The organism is Actinoalloteichus caeruleus DSM 43889 (assembly GCF_000429185.2).
Taxonomy (GTDB): domain Bacteria; phylum Actinomycetota; class Actinomycetes; order Mycobacteriales; family Pseudonocardiaceae; genus Actinoalloteichus_B; species Actinoalloteichus_B caeruleus.
In genome coordinates, this window is sequence record NZ_AUBJ02000001.1 from 4,565,197 (window position 1) to 4,577,590 (window position 12,394).

The window sequence follows — 12,394 nt, forward strand, 5'->3', positions numbered from 1 at the left end:
CTCGACCTGCCCCCGGGCGGCCGACCCCGCACCGGGAGGAACGGGCGCGCCGGCACCCGACGTCCCCGGGCCGCGGTCTCTCCGGCACCCGGCCGGGTGGTTCAGCCGAGCACCTGCCAGGTGTCGTTCCCACGCAGCAGCGCGGCCAGGTCGCCCGGCTTCGACTCCTGGGCCAGCCGCACCTGCTCCCTGGCCAGGTCGTCGTAGGTCGGACGGCTCACGGACCGGAAGATCCCGGTCGGGGTGTGCTCCAGGTCCTGCCCGCCGAGCCGGGACAACGCGAACGCGTAACCCGGGTCGGTGCGGCTGGCGTCGTGCACGACCACGGCGTCCTCACCCACCTCGGAGACCTTGCGGACGCGCAGTTCGAAGCCGTCCTGGACGACACCGAACTCGCCATCCGGCCCGAACCGGATCGGCTCGCCGTCCCGCAGCGGGACGATGCGCCGCTCCCGCTCACCCGGATCCTTGAGCACGTCGAACGCGCCATCGTTGAAGATCGGGCAGTTCTGGTAGATCTCGACGAGGGCGCTGCCCCGGTGCTCCGCCGCCGCCCGCAGGACCTCGGTCAGTTGCTTGCGGTCGGAGTCCATCGCCCGGGCGACGAAGGTCGCCTCCGCGCCCAACGCCAACGAGACCGGGTTGAACGGGTGGTCCAGCGAGCCGGCCGGGGTGGACTTGGTGACCTTCCCCTGCTCCGAGGTCGGCGAGTACTGGCCCTTGGTGAGCCCGTAGATCCTGTTGTTGAACAACAGGATCTTCAGGTTGACGTTCCGGCGGAGCGTGTGGATCAGGTGGTTCCCGCCGATCGACAGCGCGTCACCGTCACCGGTGACCACCCACACCGACAGGTCGGGACGCGAGGTGGCCAACCCGGTGGCGATCGCGGGGGCGCGGCCGTGGATCGAGTGCACCCCGTAGGTGTTCAGGTAGTACGGGAAGCGGGAGGAGCAGCCGATGCCGGAGACGAAGACGGTGTTCTCCCGCTTCAGCCGCAGCTCGGGCAGGAAGGACCGCACCGCGGCGAGCACGGCGTAGTCCCCGCAACCCGGGCACCAGCGGACCTCCTGGTCCGAGGTGTAGCTCTTCGCGGTCTGCTTCTCGTCCGTGGTGGGGACTCCGGCGGTGCCACCGATCGAGGGCAGGCCGAGATCAACCGTGGTCACGCGTCCTCCTGACGTGATCCTGCGCGCCCGGTCCGGTGGACCGGGCGGCCCGAGGCGGGCTGGTCCGGTGTGTGGTGCGGTGCGCGGGACCCGTTCACGCGTGGGCCCCCTGGAGCACCTGGTCGAAGACCAACTGGAGCTCCTCGGCCTTGAACGGGAGACCCGCCACCTTGGTGTGGCTGACCACGTCGACGAGGTACCTGGCGCGCAGCAACGTCGCCAGCTGCCCGAGGTTCATCTCCGGCACGATCACCCGCCGGTAGCGCCCCAGCACGTCACCGAGGTTGGATGGCATCGGGTTGAGGTGGCGCAGGTGCGCCTGCGCGATCGGGGTCCCCGTCGCCCGGACCCGCCGACAGGCCGCTCCGATGGGCCCGTAGGTGGAGCCCCAGCCCAGGACCAGCACGTCAGCCACCCCGGAGGGGTCGTCGACCTCGATGTCCGGCACGGTGATGCCGTCGATCTTGGCCTGGCGGAGGCGCACCATCCGGTCGTGGTTGTCGGGGTCGTAGGAGATGTCCCCGCGCCCGTCGGACTTCTCCAGACCGCCGATGCGGTGTTCGAGGCCCGGCGTCCCCGGAACGGCCCACGGTCGCGCCAGCGTCTCCGGGTCCCGCAGGTAGGGCCAGAACTCGCCGGACCCGTCCGGGGCGTTGGGTTCGCTCGCGAACGGCACGCGGAGGTCGGGGAGCGCCGTGAGGTCCGGCAGCAACCACGGCTCGGAGCCGTTGGCGATGTACCCGTCGGAGAGCAGCAGCACCGGCGTGCGGTAGGTGAGCGCGATCCGGGTGGCCTCCAGCGCGACGTCGAAGCAGTCGGCGGGCGAGGACGGGGCCAGCACCGGCACGGGAGCCTCGCCGTTGCGCCCGTACATCGCCTGGAGCAGGTCGGCCTGCTCGGTCTTGGTCGGCAGTCCCGTGGACGGGCCGCCACGCTGGATGTCGCAGATCAGCAGCGGGAGCTCCGTCATCACGGCCAGCCCGATCGTCTCGGACTTGAGGGCGATGCCGGGCCCGGAGGTCGTGGTCACACCGAGGGCACCCCCGTAGGAGGCCCCCAACGCCGCCCCGATCCCGGCGATCTCGTCCTCGGCCTGGAACGTCGTCACCCCGAAGTTCTTGTGCTTGCTCAGCTCGTGCAGCACGTCGGAGGCGGGGGTGATCGGGTAGGTGCCGAGGAAGACGTCCAGCCCGGACCGTTGGCCGGCGGCCACGATCCCGTAGGCCAACGCCAGGTTCCCCGTGATCTGGCGGTAGGTGCCGGGCGGTAGCTTCGCCGGCGCGACCTCGTAGGTCACCCCGAAGGCCTCGGTGGTCTCGCCGTAGTTCCAGCCGGTGCGGAACGCGAGGATGTTGGCTTCGGCGATCTCGGGGCGCCGCCGGAACTTCTCCCGGAGGAACCGTTCGGTGCCCTCCGTGGGGCGGTTGTACATCCAGGACAACAGGCCGAGCGCGAACATGTTCTTCGCCCGCTCGGCATCCTTCTTCGACAGCCCAGTCTCCTCCAGGGCGCCCCTGGTCAGGGACGCCATGGCGACCTCGTGCACCTGGAACCCGCCGAGCGAGCCGTCCTCCAACGGGTTCGACGAGTAACCGACCTTGGTCAGGTTCCGCTTGGTGAACTCGTCGGTGTTGAGGATCAGGATGCCGCCCTGCGGCAGGTCCCGGATGTTGGCCTTCAACGCGGCCGGGTTCATCGCGACCAGGACGTCGGGGCGGTCTCCCGGGGTGAGGATGTCGTAGTCCGCGAAGTGCAGCTGGAAGCTGGACACCCCCGGGAGCGTGCCGGCGGGGGCGCGGATCTCGGCGGGGAAGTTGGGCAGGGTGGCGAGGTCGTTGCCGAAGGCGGCGGCCTCGGAGGTGAAACGGTCGCCGGTGAGCTGCATCCCGTCGCCGGAGTCACCAGCGAACCGGATCACCACCCGGTCGAGTTTGTGAGCCTCTTTCGAGCGGGCCGGTAGGCCCTGGACGCCGTCCGGGAGCGCGGCTGCGCCGTTCCCGGCGGGACCGTCGCCGCCGTGGCCGGTCACGGTCATGTCTTCGCAGTCCTTAGCGTTGTTGGGGTGGCGGCCGTCGCCGCTCTCGACGCGTTTCCTCCAGTCGAGAGTAGCCGCTGATCGGTTGGCCACCGGAGGCCGAGCAACGGTTCGTTCACCATCCGGACACCGGTGTCCGGAACGCCACGGCCCGCCGCCGTGGCCAGCCGGACCCCCGGCTTCGTCCATTGGCACGATAAGGACAACCTTACTAGCCAGCCGGGTTAGTGAATCCGGTCACTTGCTCGACTGACGTCGTGACCCTCGGCGTTCACCGGACCCCGGGGAGTGGTCGTGCGGTCGTCGCGTCGTGGAGGGGGCCGGCGGGCACGCCGGCGCCCCCTCAGGAGGACGGTGCGGTTCGCCCGTCTGGTTGCGGGGGGCGCTCCAGGAGGGTCGACAGCACCACGGTCGAGACGGTGCGGTCGACGATGTCCACCGCCCGCAGGCGTTCCAGTGCCGTCTCGAGGTGGTGGATGCTCGCGGCCCGCAGGTGCACGATGGCGTCGGCCGCTCCCGACACGGTGTAGGCGGCCACGATCTCCGGGAGCGGTTCGAGGCTGCTCCTGATCCGTCCCGGCGTCACGTTGCCGTTGCAGTGCACCTCGACGAAGGCCTCCGTGCCCCAGCCGAGGGCCTCCGGGTCGACCACGGCGGTGAAGCCCCGCAGGATGCCCAGGTCGAGCAGTTTGTCCACCCGCCGCTTCACCGCGGGCGCCGAGAGCCCCACCACCGCGCCGATGTCCGCGTAACTCGATCGGGCATCGGCGACCATGCGTGAAACGATTCGTTGGTCAATCTCATCCATGCGAAACATTCTGCCGGTAAAAACGCAACGCAGCGGCGTTGTTCGTAGTATCTGGCGGGATTTACATTTCGTTCATGTCGTCCATCACCTCGGGTGCTCCCGTTTCCGCCGCCGCTCCGGTCGCCAGTGGCGCCACGCCCAGCCAGGTGCTGCCCCAACCGGCCGAACGGCGGAGCACGACGACCGATCGCCAGGAGACCCCCCGCCGGTACCTGATGTGCCCTCCCGCGCATTTCGAGGTGAGCTACGCCATCAACCCGTGGATGGACCCCGCCGCCCCGGTCAGCCGGGAGCGGGCCCTCGACCAGTGGCACGCGCTGCGCCGCGTCTACGAGGGACTCGGGCACCGGGTCGAGGTGATCGACCCCGTCGAGGGGCTGCCGGACATGGTGTTCGCCGCGAACTCCGGGACGGTGGTCGGCGGCCGGGTGCTGGGCGCGCGGTTCCGGTCGGCCGAGCGGGCCGACGAGGCGGCGCACTACCGGCGCTGGTTCGAGGCCAACGGCTACGCCGACGTGACGATGCCGGTGCACGTCAACGAGGCGGAAGGGGACCTCACCTGGACCGGACGCCTGCTGCTGGCCGGAACGGGATTCCGCACCGAACTCGCCGCGCACGCGGAGGCACAGGAGGCCCTGGGCGTCCCGGTGGTGTCCCTGCGCCTGGTCGACCCCCGGCTGTACCACCTGGACACCGCGCTCTTCGTGCTCGACGACCAGGGGCCCGACCCCCTGATCGCCTACTACCCGCCGGCCTTCTCCCCCGGATCACGCCAGGTCCTCGAACGCCTCTTCCCGGACGCGGTGATCGCGGACGACACCGACGCCCGGTGCCTCGGGCTCAACGGGGTGTCCGACGGCCGCCACGTCGTGCTGCCCCTCGAGGCCACCAACCTGGCCGCACGGGTCGCGCTGCGCGGGTTCGACCCCGTCCTCGTCGACGTCAGCGAACTCCGCAAGGCTGGCGGGGGGCCCAAGTGCTGCACGATGGAGCTGCGGGACTGAGGCGGACCGGCGTCGGACCGGAGTCGACGTCGCGCCCCGGGAGGCGCGCCTGGCCGACACGGGCCGGCCGGCCCGCGCGCCGGCCGGCCCCACCCGTCAGAGCATGCCCGCCTCGGCCAGCTTGTCGGCCAGGCAGGTGTCGTACACGGGGTCGTACAGCTTGCCGCCGGTGACCGCGCCGACCACGACGGTGGTCGCGCAGACGTGGTTCTCCACCTCGGTCCCCAGCCGGTCGAGCGCCGGGTCCAGCCGGTTCCCCGCCTCGGCGGCGAAGGCGGCCGGGGCGCCGGCGGCGAGCAGACCGGCAACTGCGGCGGAGACCGTTCCAAACTGCTTCAACACTGTGATGACCTCTTCGTCCGGGACATGGCCACGCCGCCATCCGGCGGGAAGCCCTGGATGATCAAGAGGTCAAACGTAGTGGCGGCCGCTCGCCCCTCGGCCTGTCCTGACCGCATCGAGTGGATCTCTTCGCCCGTCCAGGTGAGGGGCGGGCAGCGAGTTCCCTCGGCTCGCCGAACCCCGGACTTCGTGCTCCGCTCCCCGGCGGCCGGCCGTGAGAGGCTGACCGTCATGGTCACCGCCCGCCGCATCGCCCCGATCCTCCCCGTCCGCGACCTGCTCGCCGCGATGGAGCACTACCGGACGCTCGGCTTCGAGGTGGCGGCCCACGACGACGCCAGCTACGCCTTCGCCCAGCGGGACGAGGTCGAGATCCACCTCACCCCCGTGGTGGGGCACGACCCGGCGACCAGCGCCGGCGCCGCCTACCTCTACGTCGACGACGCCGCCGCGCTCGCCGCCGCCTGGGAGGCGAGCTCCTCCCTCGGCACCACCCGGCCGCCGGTCGCCACCGACCACGGGCTCCTGGAGGGCGCGCACGTCGACCCCGACGGCAACCTGATCCGGTTCGGCTCCCCGCTGCCCCCACCGGGCTGACCACCCCCCACCCCTCCGGCCGGTCACCTCCGCCGAGCGAGTCCGACGGCTCACCGCCGGGTCCCCGGCCGCCCACCCCGCCTACGCTGTCGCCTCGTGACCACCACCCCACTCCGACTCGGCCCACCCGCACCTCGGCGGACATCGCTGTCGTGGGAGGGGCGGTTCCGGGTCACCGTGCTCGACCTGGGGCTCGCCTGCTGCGGTGTCGAGGTGATGGCGGCACTCCACGAGGAGGGCGCCCCCACCGAACCAGACGCCACCGAACCCCCGGACCTCCCCATCGGGTGGGTGCTGGTGGTGTCCGGGACGGTCACCGACGTGATGCTCCCCGCCGTGCTGGCCACCTACGCCGAACTACCGGAGCCCCGCTACGTCCTCTCGGTCGGAGCCTGCAGCAACACCGGCGGCCCCTACTGGGACTCCTACAGCGTCACCAAGGGCATCGACCAGTTGCTCCCGGTCCACGTCGCGGTCCCCGGCTGCCCGCCCCGCCCCGACGCCGTGCTGGGCGGACTGCGCGCCCTCCACCGGATGCTCACCGAGGGCGCGACACCCGGCACGGCCAGCGCACCGGGCACATCCGAGGGGGACACCGCATGAGGGCCGGATCCGCGGAACTCGCCGAGGAGCTGTCGAGACACCTGACGGACGCCGAGATCTCCTCGGAGTTCGGCCAGCACGCGGTGTCCGTGCCGCTCACCAGCTGGCCCGGCGCGGCCCTCGCCGCCCGCGACCTCCTCGGATGCGCCCTCTTCGACTGGCTCGGCGCGGAGGACGACGGTGCCCCCACCGAGGAACCAGGGCGGGCACACCGCGTCACCCTGCACGTCGTGGACCCCGCGCGCCGCCTCGGGCTGCTGCTCCGCACCCAGGTGGTGTCCGGCGGAACCCTGCCCAGCCTGCACCAGGTGTGGGACGGCGCCGCCTGGCACGAACGGGAGCTCGCGGAGATGTTCGGGCTCGACGTGACCGGGCTGGCGACACCACCGCTGTTGCTGGCCCCCTCCTTCGTCGGCCACCCCCTGCGGAAGGACTTCGTGCTGGCCTCCCGGGCCACCCGCCCCTGGCCCGGAGCTCCGGAGCCGGGGGAGTCCACCGCCGACGCCGCGACGGGCGGCCGGCGGCGCGGCACGCCGCCGGGCGTGCCGGACCCGTCGTGGGGACCCAGGAGGGAAGGACCGTGAGCGGCGTGCGGCCGACGACCGACAGCGGAACCGGTCCGGGGGACACCACCGGCACCCACGGCGGGCGCTCGGGGGTCCCGGCGCGATCCCGGGGCGCCATCGCCCTCGTGGAGGCGAACTGCACCGTCTGCATGCTGTGCGCCCGCGAGTGCCCGGACTGGTGCATCCACATCGAGTCCCACACGGAGACGCTCCCGCAGCCGGGACGGGCGCGGGACCGCAGGCAACCGGTGCTCGACCGGTTCGCCATCGACTACGGACAGTGCCTGTACTGCGGGATCTGCGTCGAGGTCTGCCCCTTCGACGCCCTCCACTGGGCCGAGACCCACGACTACCCGGGGACCGGGGGCGCTGGCGGACTGGGAGCGACGTCGGAGCTGGTGGCGGAGCGGGACGACCTGACGGCCTCGGTCGCCGCCGTCCCTCCTCCCCCGCCGCTGGACGACGGAGCGGAACCACCTCCCGAGCGAACGGGACCTCGGTCACAGAAAGTGAGTGGGGGAACGTCCGGTCGGCCCAGCACGTTGTTCGGACGGACGTAACCGCACCGGCAGTCGAGTGATCCGGCGGAGGCGATACGACGTGCACAAGCATTGGAACGGGCTGAAGACCGCGCTGCTCCTCGGCGGCCTCAGCGCGCTCATCATCGTCGTCGCGGGTGTGATCGGAGCGCGGACCGGCCTGCTGATCGGTCTGGTGTTGGCGCTGGCCGTGAACGGCTACGCCTACTTCAACTCCGACAAGCTCGCCCTGCGCGCCATGCGCGCCAGGCCCGTCTCCGAGGCGGAACAACCGGCGATGTACCGGATCGTCCGGGAGCTGGCCACCAGCGCCCGGCAGCCGATGCCGCGGCTCTACGTGAGCCCCACCGAGGCACCCAACGCCTTCGCCACCGGCCGCAACCCGCGCAACGCCGCGGTCTGCTGCACCACCGGCATCCTGCGCCTGCTGGACGAACGGGAACTGCGCGGCGTGCTGGGCCACGAGCTCTCCCACGTCTACAACCGGGACATCCTCATCTCCTCGGTCGCCGGCGCGCTCGCCAGCGTGGTGACCTTCCTGGCGAACTTCGCCATGTTCTTCGGCGCCTTCGGCGGCAACGGCAACCGCTCGAACCCCTTCGCGTTGCTGCTCATCGCGCTGCTCGGCCCGATCGCCGCCGCCGTCGTCCAGATGGCGGTGAGCCGGTCGCGCGAGTACCAGGCGGACGCCTCCGGCGCGGAGCTGACCGGTGACCCGCTCGCCCTCGCCTCCGCGCTGCGGAAGCTGGAACGGGGTACCCGGGAGGCGCCACTCGCTCCGGAACCCCGGCTCGTGTCCGAGTCGCACCTGATGATCGCCAACCCGTTCCGCCCGGGGGAGGGGATGGCCAGGATGTTCTCCACCCACCCCCCCATCGACGACCGGGTTCGCCGACTCGAGCAACTCGCCGGCCGGCAACTGCCCTGGTGAGGCGGGCTGGCTCCGAGGCCGGCGCGCCTCGGGCCGCCAGCTCGGGGGAGGGGAGCCCTCAGCCGTCGAGGATGCCCCGCGCGACGTCCATCACGTAGCGGCCGTACCCGGACTTGGCGAGCGTGACCCCCAGCGCGTGGCACGCCTCGGCGTCGATGTACCCCATGCGCAGCGCGATCTCCTCGAGGCAGGCGATCCGGACGCCCTGTCGGGCCTCCAGCACCTGGACGAACTGCCCCGCCGCCAACATCGCGTCGTGCGTCCCGGTGTCCAGCCAGGCGAAGCCGCGCCCCAGGTCCACCAGCTGGGCGCGGCCCTCCCGCAGGTAGGCGAGGTTCACGTCGGTGATCTCCAGCTCGCCCCTCGGTGACGGCGTGAGCTGCTTGGCGATCTCGATCACGTCGTTGTCGTAGAAGTACAACCCGGTGATCGCCTTGTTCGACTTCGGCGTGAGCGGTTTCTCCTCGATCGAGAGCAACCGGCCGTGCGCGTCGACCTCGCCGACGCCGTACCGTTCCGGGTCCTGCACCGGGTAACCGAACAACACGCACCCGTCCACCGAGGCGGAGTGCCTGCTCAGCAGTCGGGGCAGCCCGTGCCCGTAGAAGATGTTGTCGCCCAGCACCAGGGCGACGTCGTCCTCACCGATGAAGTCGGCCCCGATCAGGAACGCCTCGGCGAGCCCGTTGGGCTCCGGCTGCACCGCGTACTCGAAGCGCAGGCCCAGCTGCTGGCCGTCGCCCAGCAGCCGGCGGAACAGCGGGAGGTCCTGGGGAGTCGAGATGATCAGGATCTCCCTGACTCCGGCGAGCATCAACACCGAGATCGGGTAGTAGATCATCGGCTTGTCGTAGACCGGCAACAACTGCTTGGACACCGCCTGGGTGATCGGGTGCAGTCGGGTACCGCTGCCGCCGGCAAGCACAATCCCCTTCACGGTGCCAGGACGTTACCCGCTCGCGCCGCGTCGCGGCACCGCCCGATTGCCGAAGTCACCGCACAGCCGTCCTCCGGCGAGACCGGGTTCCCCGCGCCACCCACCGGAGGACGAGCGGCGCGTGGCGCCTGCCCGGGCCGCCTCGGACGCTCATCGGCGGCAGGAGACCAGGCGCGCACCCGACGAGGGCGGGCGACGAGCACCGCCACCGCACCCTGGTCGCCTGGACCGCCTGACCAGGACGACCGGGGGCGGCGCTGGCCTACCGGTAGTTGGTGAACTGGAGCGCGATGTCGAAGTCGGCTTCCTTGAGCAGGGTGATGGTCTTCTGGAGGTCGTCCTTCTTCTTGGCCGACACCCGGAGCTGCTCACCCTGGATCTGCGCCTGCACGCCCTTCGGGCCCTCGTCCCGGATCTTCTTGGCGATCTGCTTGGCCTTGTCGCTGGCGATGCCCTGGATGATCTTGCCAGTGACCTTGTGGACCTGCCCGGACAGGGCGGGGTCACCCACCTCGAACGCCTTCATCGAGATGCCCCGTTTGATGAGCTTCTCCTTGAAGACCTCGATCGCGGCCCGGCAGCGCTCCTCGGTCTCGGACTCGATCGTCACCGCCTCCTCGCCGGCCCAGGAGATCCTGGTCCCGGTCCCCCGGAAGTCGAAACGGCTCGACAGCTCCTTGGCCGCCTGGTTGAGCGCGTTGTCCACCTCCTGGCGGTCGACCTTGCTCACGACGTCGAATGACGCGTCCGCCACCTGGCCCCACCTCCGCGGTCGTGTGCCGACACGGCAGGGCGCCGCATCGCCTGTGGTGGCGCAAACCTACTAGGCGCGGTCGCTCCACCGTGTCGCACCCGCCCCTCCCGCCAGGGCCGATACCACCCGCGCGACGCCTCCTCCCCGCGCGGGAGGAATGGTGCGCGGCGGGCTTCCGCGAGCCGTGGCCGAGCGGGCGACACGCCGACCACAACCCCCGTGCGGGTACCACCGGTGGTGTGTGTATGCTCTGTGGCGTCGGATCGGGTGACGGTTCGGCAAGGCGGGTTGCCCGAGCGGCCAAAGGGAGCGGACTGTAAATCCGTCGCGCAAGCTACGAAGGTTCGAATCCTTCACCCGCCACACCAGCCAGAACGCCCCGGTGAGCTGCGAGAACAGCTGACCGGGGCGTTCGTGCGTCGTCCGCCGTGTCCGGCTCGCAGCGGCCGCTTGTGCCCAATGCGTGCCCAAATCAGGGCGGCTGTGCCGAATACGTGCCGAAGTCCTCGGCCGCTGGGCGCCCCGGGCCGCCGCGATCCAGGCGGGCTCCACGCCGCCGTGCTGGGTCGGCAGGGCGCGACCTGGCTCCCTGGGGGTCACCATGTCCGGGCGGTCGCCGCAACGGCTGCTGGTGGTCGCGGCGCACTCGCGGGACGTGCGGGGAGCTCGGCGCCTGGTCGTGGGCCTCGCGGGCCTGGTCGACGGTGGCGGGGCGCGCCGCGACGAGACCAGTGCCCTCGGGGTGTTCCCGGGCGTGCCCGTGCTCGCACCTGCCCTCAGGGGACCATGATGACGCGACCGAGCCGCCCCCGTTCCTCGGCGCGGGCGTGGGCGGCGGCGGCCTCGCTGAGCGGGTAGACCCGGTCCACCGGAGCGGACAGCGCACCGGTGGCGACGTCACGGAGCATCGTGTCGAGCAGGGCGCGGGTCGCCGGTTCCGCCATGACACCCCCGAGGAAGCAGCCGATCAGCGTCAGCCGCCTGGCGAGGATCTGGAGGGTGTCGATGGCCGCCGATCCGCCGGACCTGCCGCCGACGAGCACGACACGACCACCGTCCTCGACGGCTCCGAGCCCGGCCAGCAGGGCGTCGCCGCCGACGGTGTCGATGAGGACGTGCGCGCCGTGGTCGAGCACGGCCCTCACCTGGTCGGCGATGGCGTGGGGACGCGGGACGACCGCGTCGGTGAGGCCGTGGGGGCGCAGCGCGTCGAGTGCGGCCGGGTCGCTGCCCGTGCCGAGCACCCTGGCTCCGGCCCGGTGGGCGAGTTGGACGAGGCCGACGCCGACGCCGCCCGTGGCGCCCTGCACCAGGACGGCCTCGCCGGGCTGGATCGCGGCCTGGGACACGGCCAACGCGGCGGTGCCGAGTCCGATGAACGCGGCGGAGGCCGTCGTGCTCGACACTCCGTCCGGCACGGCCCAGGTCGTCGCGGCGGGCGCGGCGCGGAGTGACGCGTGGGAGCCCTCGAAGCCGAAGGTCACGACCCGTTGGCCCACCGAGAAGCTCGTGACCGCCGTCCCCAGGGCCACGATCTCGCCGGCGGCCGCGTACCCCACGACCCGCGGCGGAGAACCCGGGTCGACGGCACGCCGTGCCTGGAGGTCGCCGCCCTCGATGCTGATCGCCTCGACGCGCACGAGGACCTCGTCCTCTGCGGGTTCGGGGTCGGGGACGGTCTCGACGCGCAGCACCTCGGGTCCGCCGGGAGCCCGGTAGATCGCAGCCCTCATCGTCCCGCCCCCCGCTCCGTCCGGTCGATCGACCGGCCACATCCTAGGCGTGGCGGGGGACGCGGTGGCGACCACCGGCCACGTGGACCGGTCGACCGGGCGGCCCGGGTCGCGTGCCAGGTGGGAACGGGCGCCCGCGCGAGGAGAATCCGCGAATGGAATTCGACGACGAGGCGATCGATGCGGGTCCTGGCGGCAACGGCGTGGAACCCGGGCGCGTGGCCGGCGATTAACGGCTCCGATATTACCCCTTGTGAGCTGGGGTATCGATGATCGTGACCCGGTGTCGACCTCGCGGGGACCCGCTTCAACGGCCTGCGCCCGGACAGGGCGCTGAGCTGTGGTTACGCATGGCTTCGTCGGTCTCACCCAGCGTAGG

The 12,394-nt window shown here is 71.7% G+C and carries 14 protein-coding genes and 1 tRNA gene; 8 read left to right on the forward strand and 7 right to left on the reverse strand.

Annotation, left to right across the window (positions count from 1 at the left end; translation table 11 throughout):
* Window positions 1-101 precede the first annotated feature (101 nt).
* From G443_RS18290 to G443_RS18300, 3 genes are all read right to left on the reverse strand, one after another.
* Window positions 102-1,166 (reverse strand): 2-oxoacid:ferredoxin oxidoreductase subunit beta, encoded by a 1,065-nt coding sequence (locus G443_RS18290; protein ID WP_026419554.1) that lies wholly within the window; start codon window positions 1,164-1,166, stop codon window positions 102-104.
* Window positions 1,167-1,260: 94 nt separating this feature from the next.
* Entirely contained in the window at window positions 1,261-3,201 is a 1,941-nt protein-coding gene (locus tag G443_RS18295) for a 2-oxoacid:acceptor oxidoreductase subunit alpha (protein ID WP_026419553.1), read from the reverse strand.
* Window positions 3,202-3,544: 343 nt separating this feature from the next.
* Window positions 3,545-4,009 carry an Lrp/AsnC family transcriptional regulator gene (locus tag G443_RS18300; protein ID WP_026419552.1) on the reverse strand — a complete coding sequence of 155 codons (465 nt, stop codon included), beginning with the start codon at window positions 4,007-4,009 and terminating at the stop codon, window positions 3,545-3,547.
* 74 nt (window positions 4,010-4,083) lie between these two features.
* Between G443_RS18300 and ddaH the strand changes: the two genes are divergently transcribed.
* Window positions 4,084-5,013, forward strand: coding sequence for a dimethylargininase (gene ddaH / locus G443_RS18305; RefSeq protein ID WP_335334187.1), 930 nt, complete (start codon window positions 4,084-4,086; stop codon window positions 5,011-5,013).
* A 96-nt stretch (window positions 5,014-5,109) separates the two neighbouring features.
* Here ddaH and G443_RS18310 read toward each other — a convergent pair whose 3' ends face one another.
* A complete protein-coding gene (locus tag G443_RS18310) occupies window positions 5,110-5,355 on the reverse strand; it encodes a hypothetical protein (protein ID WP_026419550.1) in 246 nt (81 codons plus the stop codon).
* A gap of 231 nt (window positions 5,356-5,586) precedes the next feature.
* On the opposite strand from G443_RS18310, the gene G443_RS18315 reads away from it, so the two are divergent.
* From G443_RS18315 to htpX, 5 genes are all read left to right on the forward strand, one after another.
* On the forward strand, window positions 5,587-5,952 hold the full coding sequence (locus G443_RS18315; RefSeq protein ID WP_030104489.1) for a DUF8817 family protein: 366 nt from the start codon (window positions 5,587-5,589) through the stop codon (window positions 5,950-5,952).
* A 96-nt stretch (window positions 5,953-6,048) separates the two neighbouring features.
* Complete coding sequence (locus G443_RS18320) at window positions 6,049-6,555, forward strand: NADH-quinone oxidoreductase subunit B (RefSeq protein WP_026419548.1); 507 nt, start codon at window positions 6,049-6,051, stop codon at window positions 6,553-6,555.
* Window positions 6,552-7,139: an NADH-quinone oxidoreductase subunit C gene (locus G443_RS18325; RefSeq protein WP_026419547.1), complete on the forward strand. Its 588-nt coding sequence runs from the start codon at window positions 6,552-6,554 to the stop codon at window positions 7,137-7,139. The genes G443_RS18320 and G443_RS18325 overlap by 4 nt, the downstream gene beginning before the upstream one ends.
* Window positions 7,136-7,681: a 4Fe-4S binding protein gene (locus G443_RS18330; RefSeq protein ID WP_245588861.1), complete on the forward strand. Its 546-nt coding sequence runs from the start codon at window positions 7,136-7,138 to the stop codon at window positions 7,679-7,681. Before G443_RS18325 ends, G443_RS18330 begins: the two co-directional genes overlap by 4 nt.
* Before the next feature lie 40 nt (window positions 7,682-7,721).
* Window positions 7,722-8,591, forward strand: a complete 870-nt coding sequence (gene htpX / locus G443_RS18335) for a zinc metalloprotease HtpX (protein ID WP_026419545.1) — start codon at window positions 7,722-7,724, stop codon at window positions 8,589-8,591.
* A gap of 58 nt (window positions 8,592-8,649) precedes the next feature.
* Here the strand turns inward: htpX and rfbA are convergent, their stop codons facing one another.
* Complete coding sequence (rfbA, locus tag G443_RS18340; protein WP_026419544.1) at window positions 8,650-9,528, reverse strand: glucose-1-phosphate thymidylyltransferase RfbA; 879 nt, start codon at window positions 9,526-9,528, stop codon at window positions 8,650-8,652.
* A gap of 262 nt (window positions 9,529-9,790) precedes the next feature.
* A complete protein-coding gene (locus G443_RS18345) occupies window positions 9,791-10,282 on the reverse strand; it encodes a YajQ family cyclic di-GMP-binding protein (RefSeq protein WP_026419543.1) in 492 nt (163 codons plus the stop codon).
* A gap of 282 nt (window positions 10,283-10,564) precedes the next feature.
* On the opposite strand from G443_RS18345, the gene G443_RS18350 reads away from it, so the two are divergent.
* Window positions 10,565-10,645: transfer RNA gene (locus G443_RS18350), tRNA-Tyr, on the forward strand.
* Window positions 10,646-10,883: 238 nt separating this feature from the next.
* Window positions 10,884-11,072 carry a hypothetical protein gene (locus tag G443_RS18355; RefSeq protein WP_026419542.1) on the forward strand — a complete coding sequence of 63 codons (189 nt, stop codon included), beginning with the start codon at window positions 10,884-10,886 and terminating at the stop codon, window positions 11,070-11,072.
* On the opposite strand, the gene G443_RS18360 is transcribed toward G443_RS18355, so the two are convergent.
* Window positions 11,059-12,015 carry a quinone oxidoreductase family protein gene (locus tag G443_RS18360; RefSeq protein ID WP_026419541.1) on the reverse strand — a complete coding sequence of 319 codons (957 nt, stop codon included), beginning with the start codon at window positions 12,013-12,015 and terminating at the stop codon, window positions 11,059-11,061. The genes G443_RS18355 and G443_RS18360 overlap by 14 nt on opposite strands.
* Between the last annotated feature and the right edge of the window lie 379 nt (window positions 12,016-12,394).

Excerpts from the sequence above, each read along its gene's own strand:
- G443_RS18295 (WP_026419553.1), bottom strand. The coding sequence starts at position 3,201 with ATGACCGTGACCGGCCACGGCGGCGACGGTCCCGCCGGGAACGGCGCA.
- G443_RS18300 (WP_026419552.1), bottom strand. The coding sequence starts at position 4,009 with ATGGATGAGATTGACCAACGAATCGTTTCACGCATGGTCGCCGATGCC.
- ddaH (WP_335334187.1), top strand. The coding sequence starts at position 4,084 with ATGTCGTCCATCACCTCGGGTGCTCCCGTTTCCGCCGCCGCTCCGGTC.
- G443_RS18315 (WP_030104489.1), top strand. The coding sequence starts at position 5,587 with ATGGTCACCGCCCGCCGCATCGCCCCGATCCTCCCCGTCCGCGACCTG.
- G443_RS18325 (WP_026419547.1), top strand. The coding sequence starts at position 6,552 with ATGAGGGCCGGATCCGCGGAACTCGCCGAGGAGCTGTCGAGACACCTG.
- G443_RS18355 (WP_026419542.1), top strand. The coding sequence starts at position 10,884 with ATGTCCGGGCGGTCGCCGCAACGGCTGCTGGTGGTCGCGGCGCACTCG.
- G443_RS18360 (WP_026419541.1), bottom strand. The coding sequence starts at position 12,015 with ATGAGGGCTGCGATCTACCGGGCTCCCGGCGGACCCGAGGTGCTGCGC.